Source organism: Streptomyces sp. NPDC046557 (genome assembly GCF_040645975.1).
In the GTDB taxonomy this organism is placed as follows: Bacteria; Actinomycetota; Actinomycetes; order Streptomycetales; family Streptomycetaceae; genus Streptomyces.
Genome location: NZ_JBEYZH010000007.1, coordinates 63,649 through 81,905, shown reverse-complemented (window position 1 = coordinate 81,905; position 18,257 = coordinate 63,649). Strand labels below are relative to the sequence as shown.

Here is an 18,257-nt window from a genome sequence, read left to right as displayed (position 1 = left end):
CGCCGTTTTCCACCGCCCCGCCGACCCGACACGACTTCCGCTCAACAATCCCGAGCAAAAGGAAATACCGTGACTAAGACGTTAATCGGTCGCAATGTCGAGATCGCCTGGCCCGATCTGGGTATCACCGTTACCGCGGAACTCGACGATCGCAATCCCGCGCTGGCCGACGCGCTGTGGGAGTCGTTGCCCTACCAGAGCCTTCAGGGACACGCGCTGGTGGCCGGAAGCCACCTCTACCACATGGCCCCGATCCACTCGCTGCTGCACACCCACGCGTCCCACCGCATCCCCGACCGCCGCGACGCGCCCGACGGAACGGTGTTCTGTTCGGCGCTGCAGCACCTCGGCATCAAGTACGGCACGCTGACCGAACCCATGCCGGCCTCCCCGGTCGGCCAGGTCCGGCCGGAGGACTTGCCCGCGCTGCGCGAGGCCGGCCAGGCCGTGTGGGACGCGGTCTACTCGACGAAAAAGCCGATCATGGTCGAGGTCCGCAGGGCGGGCACGGCGGGCGGCCACCGGATACCCCGCCTGGCCGCCACCGACGCCGACGCCGACCAGCTGATCCGGGACATCCACGCGGAGACCGACCGGATCTGGCTGACCCCGCCGCCGGAGCTCGCCGACCTGCACCAGGGCTGGATACCCTCCGGAGCGGGCAGCTTCGAGACGGTCCTGCCGACCCTCCTGTTCGTCAACGGCGAGACCCGCCCGCTCGGCTACGCCACCTACGGCGGCCTGATCCGCGGCGCGGTCTCCGACATGCCGATCGACGCCCTGCGCCACATGGCCCGCCTGCTGGTCGGCATCCCCGCCGAGTTCCTCGGCTACTGCGGCCTGGAAAAGCTGTGGGCCTTCACCCAGCGCTTCCTGGCCTGCGTCGACCGGCTCGACCGCGAGGACTTCCTCGCCCTCTCCTGCCAGATGGCCCTTTACATCAACTGCCTCGGCGGCTGGAACCTCCACCTGTTCCCCTGGGACGCCGGAGACCACCTCCGCCGGCAGCGCCCGGTCGAGGTGAGCGCACCCGCATGAGCGAGCTGCCCACCCACACGAACACCGTCGTCATCGGCGGCGGCGTCATCGGCACCTCGATAGCCGCCCATCTCACCGAGGCGGGTGTCGACACCGTCCTGCTGGAGCGCGGCACGCTCGGATCGGGCGCCTCCGCGGCCACCGCCGGCGTCGTACGGACGTACTTCCCCGGCGACCCCGACACCGGCGGTCTCGCCGTCCGCAGCCTGGCGGCGTACCACTCCTTCGCCGAGCGGACCGGGACCCCTCTGGGCCTGGAGCGCGTCGGCTTCCTGGTGCTGTTCACCGAAGAGCACGAGGTGGACGAGTTCCGACGCACCGAAGCGGCCCAGCGGGCCGCGGGGGTGGACGTCGAACTCGTGACCGCGTCCGAAGCGGTGAAGCTCAACCCGCTGCTCGACGAGCGCGGCATACTCGCGGCGGCCTGGTCGCCGGAGGCGTACGCCTGCGACCCCGCGTCGATCGTCCGCGGCTATGCGGCGGCCGCCCAGGAGGGCGGCGCCGTCCTGCGCACGGAGACGCCCGTCACCGGAATCGACCCGGACGGGCGGGTCCACACCCCCGGCGGCAGCATCCTCGCCGAGAACATCGTCTGCGCGGCCGGCCCCTGGTCCGGGGCGGTCGCCTCGATGGCCGGTGTCGACCTTCCGCTGACGACGTACCCCATCGAGCTGCTGCTCACCGACGCGCCGGACGCCCCGCTCGACACCCTGCCGATGACCCTGCACGCCTCCACCGGCCTGCGGATCCGAGCCTGGAAGGACCGCGTCCTGATCGGGATGGGCCGCCCCGGCCCGGACGAGGACCGCGACGCGTGGCTCGGCCGGCTGTCGCGCCGGCTCGGCGCCACCTACCCGGCCCTCGACGGCATCCGCCTGCACCGCGGGTGGAGCGGGTCCTTCGACGGCAGCCCGAGCGGGAGCGCCCTCATCGGCCGGCATCCCTCCCGCCCCTTCTTCCACGCGGCCGGGTTCTCCGGACAGGGGCTGTGCCAAGCCCCGGCGGCCGGAGAGATCATCCGCGACCTCGTGGTCGAGAAGTAGCCCCGGGCCCAGACGGCCGACGTCTCTGCCGACCGCCGTCCGGCGGTCGGCAGAGACGCCATGCCTTCGGTGACCTCCCTCGCATCCCCGCCGCCCCGCCGCCGCCGCCGTGCGCGGCCGGCAGCGGCTGCGGCGGCGCGGGCCGGAGTCCGTGCAACAGAGAAGGAAACAGTCATGATCGTCCTAGGGTGCAACGGTTTCACCCGCGTCTCGGAGGTCTTCGCCGAGCACTTCGGCGCGGTCGGCACCGAGAAGCACTACCTCCTCGGCCACGACGCCGGCGCCTCGCTGCTGGTGGACGGCGAGCTGGTGGCCGCCGTGGAGGAAGAGCGGCTGAACCGGGAGAAGAAGACCACCGACTTCCCCTTCAACTCGGTGAAGTGGTGCCTTGAGCAGGCGGGCCTGCGGTTCTCCGACATCGACCTCATCGCCATTCCGTGGGACTTCTCCACCGAGGTCTTCGACCGGATGCTGGCCGGCATCACCTCCGCGCCGATGGCGCCGTCGGCGAAGCTGGAGCTCGTCGGCAACATCGGCAAGCTCTTCACCGACGTCGTGAGCCACGACGCGATCCTCGCCGACTTCGCCGCGCGCACCGGCTTCACCCCCGACCCGGCCAAGGTGGTGTTCGTCCCGCACCACCTCGCGCACGCGATGACCGGGTACTACATGGCCGGCATGAAGGACACCGCGTTCCTCGTCAGCGACGGCCGCGCCGAGGTGTTCTCGTCGCTGATGGGCGAGATCCGCGACGGCCGCATCCGTGTCTTCGACGAGTCGACCATCGGCGCGGAGTATTCGATCGGGCTGCTGTTCGGCGCGATCACCAGGTTCCTCGGTTTCGTGCCCAACAACGACGAATACAAGATCATGGGTTTGTCCGGGTTCGCCGAGCCGCCGGCGCCGAACCCGTTCCTGGAACACCTCGTCGAACTGCGCGAGGACGGTCGGTACACGTTCCGCAGGCCCCTCGAGACGGACAACCCACGGGGCCTGGAACCTTTGTTCGAACAACTTTTTGGTCCTGTGCAGGAGACCCGGGAGTACAAGGCCCGGGTGGCCGCCGCCGCCCAGGAGATGCTGACCGTCGTCACGAGCCACCAGGTGCGCGCCCTGGAGGCCAAGACGGATCTGAACCACCTGCTCTTCGAAGGCGGCGTGGCGTTGAACTGCCTCAACAACACCCCGCTCTTCGAGGGGTCGCGGTTCGACGACATGGAGGTGAGCTTCGGTGCCAGCGATACCGGCATCGTCATCGGCGCCGCCGTCCACGCCTGGCTCAACCACCCGGACAACGCCGGCGAGGTGAAGTCCGCGCCGCCGGTCACCCCCTACCTCGGGCCCGAGTACGACGACGCGACCATCGAGCGGACCCTGCGGGAGTTCGACGGTCGGGTGACGTGGAGCAGGCTGAACGACGACGAGGTCGTCGACCGGGTGGCGAAGCTGCTCACCGAGAAGGTCGTCATCGGGTGGTTCGAGGGCCGGATCGAGCACGGTCCCCGGGCGCTGGGCCACCGCAGCATCATCGCGAACCCGAACTTCCCGGACATCAAGGACGTGATCAACACCCGGGTCAAGCACCGCGAACCGTTCCGCCCGTTCGCACCGCTCGTGCTGGAGTCGGAAGCGCCGAGGATCTTCGAGATGGGGCGCAAGGCCCGCTCGCCGTACATGACCTTCGTCTTCCCGGTGCGGCCGGAGTTCCGGGACGTGATTCCGGGCGCGACCCATGTCGACGGCACCTCCCGGGTGCAGACGATCACCGATGAGGGCACCCCTCGGCTGGCGGCCCTGTTGCGCCGGTTCACCGCCCTGACCGACGTCCCCTGCCTGATCAACACCTCGTTCAACGTGGCGGGCGAGCCGATCGTGTGCAGCCCTGCCGACGCGCTGAACTGCTTCCTGGGCACGGAGATCGATCACGTCGTGCTCGGCAACTACCTCGTCTCCAAGACCGACACCTCCGCATGACCGACGTACCCGTCGACCAGGGCGCGCCCACCACCCTCCTCCTGCTGCGGCACGGCGAGACGGCGCTGACCCCGGGAAAACGCCTCTCCGGCAGCGGCGGCTCCGACCCGTCGCTGTCGGCGGCCGGGCGGCGCCAGGCCGAGGCGACCGCGGCGGCGCTCGCCGTGCGCGGGACGGTACAGGCGGTCGTGACCTCTCCGCTGCGGCGCTGCCGGGAGACCGCCGAGGCGGCGGCCGCACGGCTGGGGCTCGACGTACGGGCCGACGCGCGACTGCGGGAGGCCGACTTCGGGGCCTGGGAGGGGCTCACCTTCGCCGAGGTGCGGCAGCGGTACCCCGAGGAGTGGGCGGCGTGGCTGCGCTCGCCCGACGCCACGCCGCCGGGCGGCGAGTCCCTCGGGGAGGTGGCCCGCCGGGCGGCGCTCGCCCGGGACGAGCTGCTGGGGCGGTACGCGGGCAAGACGGTGCTCGTCGTCTCGCACGTGGTGCCGGTACGGCAGCTGGTCCGGTTGGCGCTCGGCGCGCCGCCGGAGTCGTTCTTCCGGATGGAGATCGCGGCGGCCTCGCTGTCGGAGGTCGCCTACGACCCGGAGGTGAACACCACGGTGCGCTCGTTCAACGACACGTCGCACCTGCGGTAAACCCCGACCGGCCCAGCCCGCCCCCGCCGGTCCTCGACCCGGCGGGGGCGGGCTGGGGCCTTCCTACCAGGGTGGACGGCGGCACCGGGGCCGGGATCGTCCTCTCGGACGGCCGGTTCTCGTCGTTCTCGTCAAGGCGCCGCCGACGCGGGGCGAGGCCGATCGACGGACGGCCTCATTCCGCTCGGGTGACGCCCCGGCCGGGGTCGGCGCGGAACCGCTCCGCCGGCTCGATCACGCACCGCGTCTGGAGCATCGACCAGGGGTGACATCGCGAGGGAACCGGCTCTCGTAGAAGTCTACGAAGAGCCGGTTTCAGCCGGCGGAGTTTTCATACCTTCCACCCCTACCTGACTCCCCCCCGTTGCCTGTGTACTCATCACAAGTCGCAACCAAGCGGGGGATTGTGCTCGCTGTGTCCGCCTCGCCCCACATCCGTGGGGCGTTCGCGTGATGCCGGATTACCGGCCAGGATCTCGGCCCTCCTGACATCTTGCCGAAGGAAGGGGAAAGCCGTGACGGCAACGTGGTCCGGTCGGACTGTCGAAAGCCTTTGGCCAAATCTGTGCACCACCGTCACCGCGGAACCCCGTCATCGCGCCCCCGCACAGGCCGACCCGCCGTGGGGGCAACCCGCGACCGGCCCGAGCCTGCCCCACGCCCCCGTCGCACCGGAGCACATCATCGGCGCCCAGCCGAGATGACCTCCCGCGGGTACCGCCGACAGCGCTGATCGCCAGGCGGCACCCGTGGGGCCACTTGTTGTCCCGGGTGCCGTGACCCGCACAGGCAGGCATCCGGGGAACCCCCACCGTCTCCAAAAGGAGTGAACGTGACCGCGCACATTCAAGAAGCGAGCATCCAGGACCTCGAAAAGGGCTGGATCGAAGAGGCGATCAGATTGGCCACCAACAGCGTGGCGAACGGCGGCGGTCCGTTCGGTGCCCTGGTGGCCAAGGGCAGCGAGATCGTCGCGCTGGGGAACAACCAGGTCACCTCCACCCTGGACCCGACGGCCCACGCCGAGGTGAGCGCGATGCGCGCGGCCTGCAAGGAGCTGGACACGTTCTCCCTCCAGGGCTGCGTCCTGGTCACCTCCTGCGAGCCGTGTCCGATGTGTCTGTCCTCGGCGCTGTGGGCGCGGGTCGACCGGATCGTCTTCGCCGCCGACCGGGACGACGCCGCGGTGGCCGGCTTCGACGACCGCAAGTTCTACGACCTGTTCGAGAAGACGCCCGCGGCGATGTGGCCCATGTCGGTCGAGCAACTGCTCCTGCCGAACCGCACGGCGCCGTTCGAGGCGTGGCTGGCCAAGACCGACCGCATCGACTACTGACACGCGCCGCGCGCGACGGACGACCGGGCCTCGGCCTGTATCCGCAGCCGACGGGTACAGGCCGCCCCGAGACCACCCGCGAAGACCACTCCCGAAGATCACCCCCGCCCTCGCGGCCCGCTCTGGTACGCGGGTATCTCCGCTTACGGACCAGACACCACCCGCTACACTGACCGCGGTGACCACGCCCTCCCGGGCCGTCACCACACGCCTTCGTAGCTCAGGGGATAGAGCACGGCTCTCCTAAAGCCGGTGTCGCAGGTTCGAATCCTGCCGAGGGCACGTGAACCAGAGAAGGCCCCCCGCCGGTGACGGCGGGGGGCCTTCGGGGTTCTTCGGGGCCTTGGGGGGCGGGGCGGCCGAAGGGCCTCAGCTCAGACCTTTGCTGCGTTCGCCGATGCGGTCGCCCTGGGGGGAGCCGGAACGCTTGAGGGCCGCCTTCGTGTGCGCTCCGCCCTTGACCTTGCTGGGGACCGGACCTTCGAAGCCGTGGCCCGGCGTGCGGGGCAGGTGGGTCTGGTCCGCGGCCTTCGTGATCGCCGTCCGCACGTCCTGCTTGTGCTGTTTGCTCATCCCGTTCGTCACTCCCTCGGGAAGCACCCCATAGGTCTGCCAATCGGTCTAACGGGATCGTATGCAGCTATGGGGGGCGGCGCACGCCGATCAAGGGCCGTGCAGGAGTTCCTCCGGGCACGGCGTGCCCCGGGGCAGCTGGTACTTCGCCGCCACCCGGTACTGCCCCGCCGCCGGGGCGAGCAGTTCCGTCCACACGTCCCCGTCGGCGTCCAGGGGGGCCTTGAAGAGGCAGCCGGCCGTGTTCGCGAACTGCTTCGGCGCTGCGGCCGCCGCCTTCGAGGCGAAGGTCTCCTGTGGCGGCGGCACCGCCTTGCCCGCCCCGTCGACCAGCCCCAGCCAGGGCGAGTGCGGGATCCGCACCAGGACCCGCCCCGCCTGTCGCACTTCGATCACCAGCTGGTCGGCGCTCGCCCGCACCACCGTGGCGGGACCGGCCACCAGGTCCGTCGGGGCGAGCACCTTGAAGAGCTGCCAGTTCGCGTCGCCCCACACCTGCTGGAGGTACGGCAGACCCTCCCGCACCAGCTTCGCCTCGTCCGTCCCGCCCGAGTCGGGTTTGTCGGCGGGCAGCACCACGTAGTGCACGGCCCAGCGCTCCAGCCAGGACCGGTAGCTGTCGGCGGTGAGGGTGTCGTCGTAGAAGAGCGGGTTGCGCTCCAGATCGGCCTGCCGGTTCCAGCCGCGCGCGAGGTTCACGTACGAGGGGAAGGCCGACGACTCGCGGTGGCTGCTGGCCGGGACCACCTCCACCCGCCCCCGATCGGCGCCGACTTTCTGGAGCTGGTCGACCAGCGGGGCCAGCTCCCGGTTCCAGGCGGCCAACGGGGTGGTGCGGATGATGTCGGTGATGCTGTTGGCGGTGATCCAGGCCGTCAGCCCCGCGAAGGCGACGACCACCGCGTACCAGCGCCGCGAGCGCGGGAGCGCGTACGGGAGCGCCGCGAGCAGCACCGCCCCGCCGAACAGCATCACGAGGCGGGTGACGTTGGACCCCACCTGGGAGTCGATCGCCCAGGTCAGGAACACGCCCACGGTGTAGACGGCCGAGGCGATCCGGACCGTCTTCCAGCCCTTCGGCACCAGGAACAGGATCGCCAGCCCGAACACGAACGGCAGCCAGGCCGACCCCAGCTTCATCGGCTGCGTGCCCGAGAAGGGGAACAGCCACGCCGACAGCCCGACCACGGCCACCGGCGCCAGCCCCAGCGCGTACGCCCCCGGCCGCCGCCCGCTCAGGAACAGCCCGGCCGCGACCACCCCGAGGAAGAGGCCGGCCACCGGGCTGGAGGCGGTGGCCAGCCCGGCGAGCGGGGCGGCGACGGCGGCCTTGGCCCAGCGCCGCTCGGCCCACTTGCGCGGCCAGCAGAACACGGCGGCGACGGCGGCCAGCGCGAACATCGCGCCGAGCCCGAAGGTGACCCGGCCGGACAGGGCGTTGCACAGCAGCCCGAAGACCCCGGCCAGGGCCGGCCACAGCGGACGCCGCACGGCGCCGCGGCACCGGGTCAGGATCAGCGCGAGCAGCCCGGCCGAGACCGTACCGGCGAGCATCATCGTGGTCCGGACACCCAGCACGTGCATGAGGTACGGCGAGACGACGCTGTACGAGACGGGGTGCATGCCCCCGTACCAGGCGAGGTTGTACGCGGTGTCGGGGTGGCGGCCGACGAACTCCGCCCACGCGTCCTGCGCGGCGAGGTCGCCGCCGCTGTTGGCGAAGCTGAAGAACCAGACGACGTGCAAGACCGCGGCGAGGGCGGTGGCGACGAACACCGGGTGCCGGTGCGCCCAGCCCCAGCCGACGCCGACGCCTCCCGGATCGGTGTCGCGGGCGGGCTCCGATCGCCTGTACTGCTCAGCGGTGGTCACTGCCGACGCTCTCTTCCGTCGCGTTCACACATTCACGCGTCCCGTGCCTTCCGGCCCCGTCCGGGTCCATGCGGGTCCAGCCGGGTCCGTCCGGGTTCCCCGATGCACAGACGCGTTCAGGCGCCCCGGGGTTGTCCGGGGCGCCTGGGCGGGGTCGTGCGTCGTGGATCGCGGACCTCCCGGAGGGGATCAGCCGACGCGAGTCAGTTTGCTGCCGATGCCGGGCGCGACGAGATCGCGCTGCAACGCCACCGGCACCTTCACCTGACTGGCGCCCTCACCGACGGTCAGCACCCCGACCTCGGTCCCCTCCTTCGCCGTCTCCGGCAGCTTGGCGCCGCCGTCGCCCAGCTTGACGGTGACCGTGAGCGAGGGCCAGCCGACCGCCTCCACGTCGGCGGTGGCGATCACGGGGGTGTGACCGCCGAGACCGTCGTCCACGTACCCGACGACATCGCCCTTCTTCACCAGGGTCGCGTTCGTCAACGCGTTCTGCGTGGCGATCATGACCTGCTTGCTGGCGGCGATGGAGTTATCGAGGGGCGTGGGGCCGTACTGGCCGAGCACCGCGCCGACGATCAGCTGCTTGGTCTTGCCGACCTTCTTCTCGGCGGCGAAGAGCAGGTTGCCGCCGGCCTTGGTGGTGGAGCCGGTCTTGATGCCGAGGGCGCCGTTGCCCGGGATGAGGTCGTTCCAGTTCCGCCACGACTTGCCGTAGGGGTCGGTCCAGCTCGGGAGCTTGGTGATCGCGATCAGCTCCGGCATCTCGACGACCTTGAGACCGAGCTTGACCTGGTCCTCGGCGGTGCTGACGGTCGTCGGGTCCAGGCCGGACGGGTCCGTGTAGGTGGTGTTGGTCATGCCCAGCTCCCGGGCGGCGTCGTTCATCTTCTTGACGAACGCCGCCTGGTCACCGGCGGTGTCCCAGCGTGCGAGCAAGCGCGCGACGTTGTTGGCGGACGGGATCATGATCGCGGCGAGGGCGTCGTGCTCGGAGATCTTGTCGCCCTCCTTCAACGTGTTGACCGTCGACTCGTTCTCGGAGACCTTGCGACCGTCGTCGACCGCCGTCTTGTCGACGTCGATCGCCGGGCCCTGCTCCTTGGGCTTCATCGGGTGGTTCTTGAGGATCACGTACGCCGTCATGGTCTTCGCGACGCTGCCGATGGGGATCGGCTTCTGCTCGCCGAAGGTACCGACGGTGCCGAGGCCGGCCGCGGCCATGAAGCCCTGGCCCTCCTTCGGCCACGGGAGGGTGGGGGCGCCGCCGTCGAAGGTGTACGAGGACTTCGCGCTCAGGGCGAGGCGCGGCGCGGGCAGCGGGCGTACGAGCTGTACGACGGCCAGGACGACCGCGAGGAGCACGACGATCGGGGCGTAGATCTTGACCCGCCGGAGCGCGGTGCGCAGCGGGGTCGGCGGCGGGGGCGGGTTGTTGGTGAGGTCCGCCAGCATGTCGAGCGGCGGCTTGGGGGGCAGCGGCTGCTGCGTGGTCCGCTCGGCGTCGGGCGAAGGCTGCGGCCGGGTCGGCTGCGGGGTGGGCCGCGGGGCCGAGGCCGGGGCGGGGGGCTTGGGCCCGTTGCCGCCCAGCGGTACGAAGGTGCTTCCCCGGCCCTGCGGCCCGGGCGCGGCCGACTTCTTCTCCGGCGCGGCCGTGTCCGCCTTCACGGCACGGAAGACGGCGGTCCGCTCACTGTCCACGCCGGAATCGGCCGCCGCGGGCTTACCGGGGGCGTTACGAGGATCCCCGGAAGGCTTCTTCTCCGAAGCGGCGGAAGCAGGCTTCTCGGGGACGGCCGGCTTCTTCTCCGGCGCGGCCGTGTCCGGCTTCACCGTACGGAAGACGGCGGTCCGCTCGCTGTCCTCGGGGGCGGTCGGCTTCTTCTCCGGCGCGGCGGTGTCCGGCTTCACGGCACGGAAGACAGCGGTCCGCTCACTGTCCACGCCGGAATCGGCCGCCGCGGGCTTACCGGAGGCGTTACGAGGATCCCCGGAAGGCTTCTTCTCCGAAGCGGCGGAAGCAGGCTTCTCGGGGACGGCCGGCTTCTTCTCCGGCGCGGCCGTGTCCGGCTTGACCGCACGGAAGACGGCGGTCCGCTCGCTGTCGGCTGCCGCCGACTTGGTCGGGGCGGCGGTACGCGGCTCCTCGGCCGGGGCCTTGGAAGCGGCGCCCTTCGGCTTCTCGTCCTCCGACGCGGCCGACCGCCGATCCGTCGACCCGGCACCCGCAGCGGCGCCCGACTTCACCACACCGAACGCCGTCTTCTCCGGCTCCGCCGGGCGGGACACCTTGGCCGAATCCCGCTCCTCGGCGTCCGCAGCGCGCTCCGGCTTCACCGTACGGAAAACGGCGGTCCGCTCGCTGTCGGCGCCCGCAGGCTTCTCGGGGACGGCCGGCTTCTTCTCCGGCGCGGCGGTGTCCGGCTTGACCGCACGGAAGACGGCGGTGCGCTCGCTGTCGGCTGCCGCCGACTTGGTCGGGGCGGCGGTACGCGGCTCCTCGGCCGGGGCCTTGGAAGCGTCGCCCTTCGGCTTCTCGTCCTCCGACGCGGCCGACCGCCGATCCGCCGACCCGGCACCCGAAGCGGCGCCCGACTTCACCACACCGAACGCCGCCTTCTCCTGCTCCGCCGGGCGGGACACCTTGGCCGAATCCCGCTCCTCGGCGTCTGCGGCACACTCCGGCTGGTCCTCCGCCGAAGCGGAACCCGGCTTCGCGTCCTCGGCTTCGGCCGGCCGCCGGTCGGCCGGAGCCTCGGCGTCGGCCCCGGCACCCACATCCGGCTCCGCGTCCCCCGAACCGCCGGAGGCACTCGTGGCGACCCAGGCCGCCACCGCTTCCTTCAACGCGTCCCGGTCCCCGGATCCCGCCTCGCGCGGACGCAGGACCGACAGCCTCGGGTCCCGCTCCGCGGACGGCGCGGCGGACTCCGCCGTCCCCGACGCACCTTCATCTACCGACTTGTCGGGGGACTCGCCCGCCACCAGTTCCTCCTCGTTCGCCGTCCGGCCGCTGTCCGAACCGTCTAACAGTGTCCCGTCTCGGGGGCATCGCCCACCCGCTAGACGAGAACGACATAGCTGCCGGTTCCCCCACAAAGCGTCCAGGCGCTCTCGACAGATGAATGTGAGAGGCGTCACCCTGTCACTCATCCACGCGGGGAGGCATGGATGGGCAGGAGCCGCAGAACAATTCCGGAGGAGCTTCTGCTGCTCGCCTTGGACCCGACCACGGGAACCACGGCGCAGCCGCAGTCGCTCGACCTCGGCCTGGCCGGGGCACAGCTAGTAGAGCTGGCTCTGGCAGGACGGATAGCCCCTGACGGGGATCGTATCGCCGTGGTGATGCCACGGCCGACAGGAGATCCGACTCTGGACTCCGCACTGGAACTGCTGCGCAGGCGCGGCAGCCCGGTCCGGGCCGTTCATTGGATCGGCGGACCCCGACTGGGGCTCCGTCAGATTTACCTCGCTCACCTGGAGCGCTGCGGCATGGTGCATGCCGTCGCGGGACAGATGTGCGGGGTGCTGCCGACGACTCGCTACCAGGCGACGGACACGTCGATCAGCCGGGAGATCCGTGCCCGGCTCGACAGCGCGATCCGCACCGGCGTACCGCCGGACCCGCGGACCGCGGCGCTCGCCGCACTGGCCCACGCGGTCGGACTCGGCAAGCACCTGTACCCCGGCAACGAGGGGCGGTCGTCCAGGTCCCGGCTGCGGGACCTGATCAGGCACGACCCCATGGGCGGTCTCGTGGCGCACGCCGTCATGGACGTCCAGAACGGGGTGGCGGCCCAGCCGAGGCGCGACCGTGCCCCGGCCACCGCGACGGCATCGGCATCGGCATCCGCATCGGCCACGGCTTCGGCGGCACCCACCGCCCGAGCCGCCGGCGTGCCGATGCAGCCGCGCCGTACGGGTGCGATGGCCCGGGTGGCCGCGCACTGAGCAGCAACACACGCAGCACATGCATCACACGCACCACCCGCACCGCAGCCCGCGACACCCCTTGACCCACCGGCGGGCACGCACCGCACGCACACACGCATCACACGCACCACCGCGCCACCACGCAACCGGTCGTCCCCCAAAGACCCGGTTCGGGAGCCGCCAGTGCGCGGGGTGACGGGCCGGGCCACCGGTCCCGTCACCCCGCGCGTCTGTCTTTCGGTCCGTTCCCCAGCGCCGCCGCACCCTTCGGTGGCAGTCTGCTGAACATCAGACACGCAGAGAGACAGAACCAGAAGAAGGCGGAGGTGCCGTCCCCGTGGCGTCCAATGTCAATCCCACCGTCCGACGCCGCCGACTGGGCATGGAGTTGCGCAAGTTGCGCGAGGACAAGGGCATGACGGCCGAGCAGGTCGCCGAACGTCTGCTCGTTTCCCAGTCCAAGATCAGCCGGCTGGAGAACGGCCGTCGCTCCATCAGCCAGCGCGACGTCCGCGACCTGTGCGACGTGTACGAGGTCGAGGACCGCCGGCTCGTCGACTCCCTCATGCAGATGGCCAAGGACTCGCGCCAGCAGGGCTGGTGGCACGCCTTCGGCGACATCCCGTACAGCGTCTACATCGGTCTGGAGACCGACGCGGCCAGCCTGCGCACGTACGAGCCCCAGATGGTCCCCGGCCTGCTCCAGACTCCCGAGTACGCCCAGGCCCTGATCCGCGGTGCGCTTCCGGAGACGGCGCCGGCCGATGTGGACAAGCGCGTCCAGGTCCGGATGCACCGCCAGAAACGGCTCTCCGAGACCGACAACAACAACCCGGAGGTCGGGCCGCTGCGCCTGTGGGCGGTGATCGACGAGGCCGCCCTGCGTCGACACGTGGGCGACGCGCAGTTGATGATCCGGCAGCTCGAATACTTGATAGAGCAGTCGGAACAGCCCTACATCACCGTGCAGGTGATGCCGTTCTCGATGGGCGCGCATCCGGGCGTCAACGGGCAGTACGCGATCCTGGAATTCCCGGACGCCTCCGACTCGACGGTGGTCTACATCGAAGGCGTGACGAGTGATTTGTACCTGGAGAAGGCCAACGACGTTCAGAAGTACAGCGTGATGTACGAGCACCTGCGCGCCCAGGCGCTCAATGTCGACCAGACCCGTCAGTTCATCGCCGAGATCATCGAGCATTATGCGGGCAAGGGGAAGTAAAACGGGAGGCAGCGGGCACGCCACGAGCGGGCGGCCGGCGAAGGGCCCGGTACGGTACACCGTCACTCCCCGGCCGCAGAAGCTCTGAATGGAATATGCCACCCGGTCGAGTGAACGCCCACTTCAGCCGTCGGGCGGTGCGGGTAGCGTCGATCACGTCAGCCGGAGTAATGGCTGGCGCGACCCGGAACTACTCGCTGAACCGGAGAGAAACATGGCTATTCGTCAGGGCGCTACGGAAAACTGGACCAAGTCCTCCTACTCCGGCGGAAACGGCGCCTGCGTGGAAGTCAAGTCCCCCGTCATGGACGCCATCGCGGTCCGCGACTCGAAGGTGCAGGACGGTCCGTCCCTCACCTTCGCGCCCGGGTCCTGGAACTCCTTCGTCACCGATGTCACCGAGGGCCGGCTGGGACGCCTCGTCTGAACGTGACGACGACGTCCGCCCCGACCGTCCGCACCACGATGACGGCCGCAGATTGAAACCCTCTCGACCGGTCGCCGTCCTGGCCGAGGGGGCTCGGCCGTGCCCGCAGCGGGCGCGCCCCGCCCCGGACCCGCCCCGTCCTCAGCGCAGCCGGTCCACGTAACGGTCCGTCCCCGGCACCGTCGGGATGAACGGGGCCACGAGCTCCACCCGCCCCAGACCCTCTTCAGTGACCTCCGTGTCCAGCCCCTCGAACCGGTGCCAGCAGGTCCGGGGATCGGCTTCCAGGAACCACAGCAGCGTCAACCGGGTGTTGACGCCCTCGACCTGCTTGACGTAGGTCATCCGGTCACCCGGCAGGGGCGTCGGCCGGAAGACCGTCACGATCGCCGCGGGCCCGCCTGCCAGCCGCTTCGGGAGGGCCCGTGAGCGCAGCCACTCCAGCAGTGACGCCCGCTGCTCGGGGCCGTCGGCGTCGATGACCTGGAGCACCAGACCGGCGTACGGGTGGTCGAGGGCGTGGAAGTCCCGCGGTCCGGCGGCGCCGTCGCGGTAGACGGTGGCCTCGTGGTCCTGGAAGGCCGTGAAGACGTGCGTACGGTCCTGGTAGACGCGGCCGTCGCGGTTCAGTCGCTTGTTGATGCCGACGGTCCACTTCATGTGCTCGTCGTAGCGGCCTTCGGTCACCCAGTAGGTCGACAGGTAGCAGCCGGCCGTGACGGGCCGGGCGACGACCGATTTCTCCGGATAGCGCAGCTCCTGGAGGTCCCTGGTGGCAACCCAGCGGCGGCCGGCGTACATCCAGGGCATGGCCATGGCGCCGGCGTAGTAGTGGTCGTCCTCGTACCAGCGGTTGTACGCGAACTCGTGGCCCGGATGCGGTTCGACCATGGTGATCAGCGCGTGGCCGGGGCGGACGCCGTACGGGCCCACGGCGGCGAGCGCCGCGTAATCGTCGGCCCGGGTGTCGCCGTGGCGGTCGCCGTCCGGCAGGTGCGTCTCGTCTGTCGTCATGGGACCGGTGTATCTGATGAAGCGTCAGTTGGGGAGGGTGTCGACGCCGCCGTCCTCGCGTCCTGTTCACGTGGCGGACAGGTAGGTGCCCTCTGCACCTTTCGTGGTTAGGCTGCGCGCACCCGCCTCCCCGAAGGAGCCACCGTGCCCGGTCCAGTCACCACCCTGTCCCTGCCCGCCTTGGCCACCAGGACGACCACGGTGGCGGGTTCGCCCATCCGCGACATCCTCTCCGTCACCGACCGCCCCGAGGTGGTCTCCTTCGCGGGCGGCTACCCGGCCCCCGAACTCTTCGACACCGCCGGTCTGCGGGCGGCCTACGACGCGGCCCTCTCCGCCCCCGCCTCCGCCGCCCGGGCCCTGCAGTACTCGACCACCGAGGGCGTGCCGGAGCTCCGCCGGGCGATCGCCGCGCGCGCCACCGCCCGGGGCCTGCCGACCGCCGCCGACCAGGTGGTCGTCACCACCGGCTCCCAGCAGGCGCTCTCGCTGCTCGCCGGCGCCCTGCTCGAACCGGGCGACGTCGTCCTCGTCGAGAACCCGACCTACCTGGCGGCGCTCCAGGGCTTCGCGCTGGCCGGGGCCCGGGTCATGGCCGTCCCCTGCGACGAGGACGGCATCCTCCCGGACGCCCTGGAGGAGATCGTCCGTCGCGAGCGCCCGAAACTGCTCTACACCATCCCCACCTTCCAGAACCCGACCGGCCGCACCCTCCCCGGAGCCCGCCGCGCGGCGGTCGCGGACATCGCCGGGCGGCTCGGCCTGTGGCTGGTGGAGGACGACCCGTACGGGGACCTCCGCTACGAGGGGACCCCCGTGCCGTGGCTCGCCGCGCACCCCGGGGCGCGGGACCGTACCGCCCTGCTCGGCAGCTTCTCCAAGGTCATGGCGCCCGGCCTGCGGCTGGGCTGGCTCCGCGCCCCGGCGGCCCTGCTGCGGGCCGCCGTCGTCGCCAAGCAGGCCGCCGACCTGCACACCTCGACGGTGAACCAGTTGGCGGCGGCCCACTACCTGGCCGCGGTGGACCTGGACTCCCACGTCGCCACGGTCCGCGATGCCTACCGCGTCCGCCGGGACGCGTTGCTGGCCGGCCTGCCCGAGGCGCTCCCGGCGGGCTCCGAGTGGAACCGGCCGGAGGGCGGCATGTTCGTCTGGGCGCGCCTGCCGGCCGGGTACGACGCGACGGCCCTGCTGAAGTCCGCCGTCGCCCACGACGTGGCCTACGTTCCCGGCGCGCCCTTCTTCACCGGCACCCCGGACCACCGCACCCTGCGGCTGACCTTCGTCACGCACACCCCGGCCGAGATCGCGGAGGGGCTGCGCCGGTTGGGCCGCGCCCTGCGGTAGCCGCGACTCCGCAAGCCGCCCCCGGCCCTACGGGTCAGCCGTACAGCTTCTCGATCTCGACGGCGTACCGCTCGGCCACCACCGCCCGCCGGAGCTTCAGGGTCGGCGTCAGGGTGCCCGCCTCGACCGAGAAGTCCTCCGCGAGCAGGTGGAAGGCCCGGACGCGGGCCGGGCGGGAGACGGTGGCGTTGGCCTCCTCGACGGCCCGCGCCACCAGCGCCCGCACCGCCGGGTGTTCCTCCGGCCGGCCCAGGGCGTCCGGGGCGATCCCCTCCCGGGCCGCCCAGGCGGCGATCTCGTCCGCGTCCAGGGTGATCAGGGCCACCGGGTGGGGGCGGTGGTCGCCGATCAGCACCGCCCGCGAGACGTACCGGGAGGACTGGAGGGCGAACTCGACCTCGGTCGGGGTGATGTTCTTCCCCGCCGAGGTGATGATCAGTTCCTTCTTCCGGCCGGTGATCGACAGGAAGCCGTCCGCGTCGAGCGAGCCGAGGTCCCCCGTGTGCAGCCAGCCGTCGGCGTCGACGGTCTGGGCCGTCGCCGCCTCGTTGCCGTGGTAGCCGGGGAAGACCATCGGGCCCCGGGCGAGCACCTCGCCGTCCCGCGCGATCCGGACCTCGCAGCCCGCGACCGGCCGGCCGACCGTCCCCGGGCGGACCGACCCGGGGTGGTTGATGCTGATCACCCCGGCGGACTCCGTCATCCCGTAGCCCTCGTAGACCGGGATGCCGCAGGCGCGCAGGAAGTCCAAGGTGGCGGGCGCGATCGGGGCGCCGCCGGTCAGCGCCCAGGTGAGCCGGCCCCCGAAGGCGGCGCGGACGGGGGCGTACAGCGTCTCGCGCGCCGCCTCGTACGCCTCCCGCGCCTCCTCGGGCAGCCGGCCCTCCGCGGCCAGTACGCCCAGCCGCACCGCCTCCTCGAAGCGCTCCCGGCCGCCCTCCACCGAGTCCGCCACCGACAGCACCACCGCGTGCAGCTTCTCGAACAGCCGCGGTACGGACGGCAGGTGGGTCGGCGCCACCTCGGCGACCTCGGCCAGGACGTCCTCGATCCGGCCGCCGAAGTAGCAGAGCTCGCCGCCCTGGAGCAGCGTCGTGAACTGGATCAACTGCGCCAGCAGGTGCGCGAGCGGCAGGTACAGGTACGTCGTGTCCCCAGGCCCGCCGCGCACCACCGGCAGGGTGGCGTCCTGGACCGCGCCGAGGTTGCCGTGCGTGAGCCGGCAGCCCTTCGGCGGCCCGGTCGTCCCCGAGGTGTAGACGATGGCGGCGTCGGTTTCCGGGCCCACCGCCCGCGCGCGGGCGAGCAGTTCCGCCTCCGGGGCCGAGGGCAGCTCCGGCAGGGCGTCCAGCAGGACCACCGCCCGCAGCGCCGGGAGCCGCCCGCGCAGGGCTTCGACCCGGGCCGCCTGGGCCGCGTCGTCGCAGACCGCCACCACCGCCGCGGAGTCGGACAGCACCCAGGCCAACTCCTCCTCCCCCGCCGTCGGGTACACCGGCACCAGGACCGCGCCCGCCGCCAGCACCCCGAAATGCGTGTACGTCCACTGCGGGCGGGTCTCGGCGAGGAGCACCACCCGCTCGCCGGCGCCGACGCCGAGGCCGAGCAGGGCCCGCCCGGTACGCCGGACGCGGGCGCGCAGCCCCACGTAGGAGAGCGTGCTCCAGCCGTCCTGGGGTCCGCTGCCCGACCGGAAACGGAGCGCGCTGTGGTGCGCGTACCGTTCCCCGGTTCACTCGGTGAAGAGGGCCGGTGTCCGCGGTCGCGCCAAGTCCTGTGCGGCGTCCATCGTCTTCGCCTCCTGGGGTGGGTACGTCGACGCTAGGCACCGCGGCCA

At 71.5% G+C, this 18,257-nt stretch carries 12 protein-coding genes, 1 tRNA gene and 2 pseudogenes; 10 read left to right on the top strand and 5 right to left on the bottom strand.

Going from position 1 to position 18,257, the window contains the following annotated elements; all coding sequences use genetic code 11:
• Window positions 1–69 precede the first annotated feature (69 nt).
• The 6 genes and pseudogenes from ABZ934_RS16365 (at window position 70) to ABZ934_RS16340 (ending at window position 6,314) form a co-directional block, all read left to right on the top strand.
• Window positions 70–1,038, top strand: coding sequence for a hypothetical protein (locus ABZ934_RS16365; protein ID WP_361313095.1), 969 nt, complete (start codon window positions 70–72; stop codon window positions 1,036–1,038).
• Entirely contained in the window at window positions 1,035–2,081 is a 1,047-nt protein-coding gene (locus tag ABZ934_RS16360) for an FAD-dependent oxidoreductase (RefSeq protein ID WP_361313093.1), read from the top strand. Before ABZ934_RS16365 ends, ABZ934_RS16360 begins: the two co-directional genes overlap by 4 nt.
• Window positions 2,082–2,255: 174 nt before the next feature.
• Window positions 2,256–4,055: a carbamoyltransferase C-terminal domain-containing protein gene (locus ABZ934_RS16355; protein ID WP_361313092.1), complete on the top strand. Its 1,800-nt coding sequence runs from the start codon at window positions 2,256–2,258 to the stop codon at window positions 4,053–4,055.
• 14 nt (window positions 4,056–4,069) lie between these two features.
• Window positions 4,070–4,696: pseudogene (locus ABZ934_RS16350) on the top strand (histidine phosphatase family protein); the annotation flags it as partial.
• Between the two features lie 832 nt (window positions 4,697–5,528).
• Window positions 5,529–6,032 carry a nucleoside deaminase gene (locus ABZ934_RS16345; RefSeq protein ID WP_361313090.1) on the top strand — a complete coding sequence of 168 codons (504 nt, stop codon included), beginning with the start codon at window positions 5,529–5,531 and terminating at the stop codon, window positions 6,030–6,032.
• Window positions 6,033–6,241: 209 nt separating this feature from the next.
• Window positions 6,242–6,314: transfer RNA gene (locus ABZ934_RS16340), tRNA-Arg, on the top strand.
• 87 nt (window positions 6,315–6,401) lie between these two features.
• On the opposite strand, the gene ABZ934_RS16335 is transcribed toward ABZ934_RS16340, so the two are convergent.
• The 3 genes from ABZ934_RS16335 to ABZ934_RS16325 form a co-directional block, all read right to left on the bottom strand.
• Window positions 6,402–6,605 (bottom strand): hypothetical protein, encoded by a 204-nt coding sequence (locus ABZ934_RS16335; protein ID WP_361313088.1) that lies wholly within the window; start codon window positions 6,603–6,605, stop codon window positions 6,402–6,404.
• Window positions 6,606–6,695: 90 nt separating this feature from the next.
• A complete protein-coding gene (locus tag ABZ934_RS16330; protein ID WP_361313323.1) occupies window positions 6,696–8,381 on the bottom strand; it encodes an MFS transporter in 1,686 nt (561 codons plus the stop codon).
• Window positions 8,382–8,666: 285 nt separating this feature from the next.
• Window positions 8,667–11,462: a hypothetical protein gene (locus tag ABZ934_RS16325; protein WP_361313086.1), complete on the bottom strand. Its 2,796-nt coding sequence runs from the start codon at window positions 11,460–11,462 to the stop codon at window positions 8,667–8,669.
• A gap of 186 nt (window positions 11,463–11,648) precedes the next feature.
• Here ABZ934_RS16325 and ABZ934_RS16320 point away from each other — a divergent pair, with 186 nt between their 5' ends.
• The 3 genes from ABZ934_RS16320 (at window position 11,649) to ABZ934_RS16310 (ending at window position 14,059) form a co-directional block, all read left to right on the top strand.
• Complete coding sequence (locus tag ABZ934_RS16320; RefSeq protein ID WP_361313085.1) at window positions 11,649–12,428, top strand: GPP34 family phosphoprotein; 780 nt, start codon at window positions 11,649–11,651, stop codon at window positions 12,426–12,428.
• A 319-nt stretch (window positions 12,429–12,747) separates the two neighbouring features.
• Window positions 12,748–13,632 (top strand): helix-turn-helix transcriptional regulator, encoded by an 885-nt coding sequence (locus ABZ934_RS16315; RefSeq protein WP_136216546.1) that lies wholly within the window; start codon window positions 12,748–12,750, stop codon window positions 13,630–13,632.
• Between the two features lie 214 nt (window positions 13,633–13,846).
• Window positions 13,847–14,059 carry a DUF397 domain-containing protein gene (locus ABZ934_RS16310; protein WP_136216547.1) on the top strand — a complete coding sequence of 71 codons (213 nt, stop codon included), beginning with the start codon at window positions 13,847–13,849 and terminating at the stop codon, window positions 14,057–14,059.
• 141 nt (window positions 14,060–14,200) lie between these two features.
• On the opposite strand, the gene ABZ934_RS16305 is transcribed toward ABZ934_RS16310, so the two are convergent.
• Window positions 14,201–15,073 carry a hypothetical protein gene (locus tag ABZ934_RS16305; RefSeq protein WP_361313083.1) on the bottom strand — a complete coding sequence of 291 codons (873 nt, stop codon included), beginning with the start codon at window positions 15,071–15,073 and terminating at the stop codon, window positions 14,201–14,203.
• Window positions 15,074–15,217: 144 nt separating this feature from the next.
• On the opposite strand from ABZ934_RS16305, the gene ABZ934_RS16300 reads away from it, so the two are divergent.
• On the top strand, window positions 15,218–16,420 hold the full coding sequence (locus ABZ934_RS16300; protein WP_361313081.1) for a PLP-dependent aminotransferase family protein: 1,203 nt from the start codon (window positions 15,218–15,220) through the stop codon (window positions 16,418–16,420).
• 34 nt (window positions 16,421–16,454) lie between these two features.
• On the opposite strand, the pseudogene ABZ934_RS16295 reads toward ABZ934_RS16300, so the two are convergent.
• A pseudogene (locus ABZ934_RS16295) lies at window positions 16,455–18,131 on the bottom strand (AMP-dependent synthetase/ligase); the annotation flags it as partial.
• Between the last annotated feature and the right edge of the window lie 126 nt (window positions 18,132–18,257).

Coding starts and splice junctions, on each gene's coding strand:
- ABZ934_RS16360 (WP_361313093.1), top strand. CDS start 1,035: ATGAGCGAGCTGCCCACCCACACGAACACCGTCGTCATCGGCGGCGGC.
- ABZ934_RS16355 (WP_361313092.1), top strand. CDS start 2,256: ATGATCGTCCTAGGGTGCAACGGTTTCACCCGCGTCTCGGAGGTCTTC.
- ABZ934_RS16335 (WP_361313088.1), bottom strand. CDS start 6,605: ATGAGCAAACAGCACAAGCAGGACGTGCGGACGGCGATCACGAAGGCC.
- ABZ934_RS16320 (WP_361313085.1), top strand. CDS start 11,649: ATGGGCAGGAGCCGCAGAACAATTCCGGAGGAGCTTCTGCTGCTCGCC.
- ABZ934_RS16310 (WP_136216547.1), top strand. CDS start 13,847: ATGGCTATTCGTCAGGGCGCTACGGAAAACTGGACCAAGTCCTCCTAC.
- ABZ934_RS16305 (WP_361313083.1), bottom strand. CDS start 15,073: ATGACGACAGACGAGACGCACCTGCCGGACGGCGACCGCCACGGCGAC.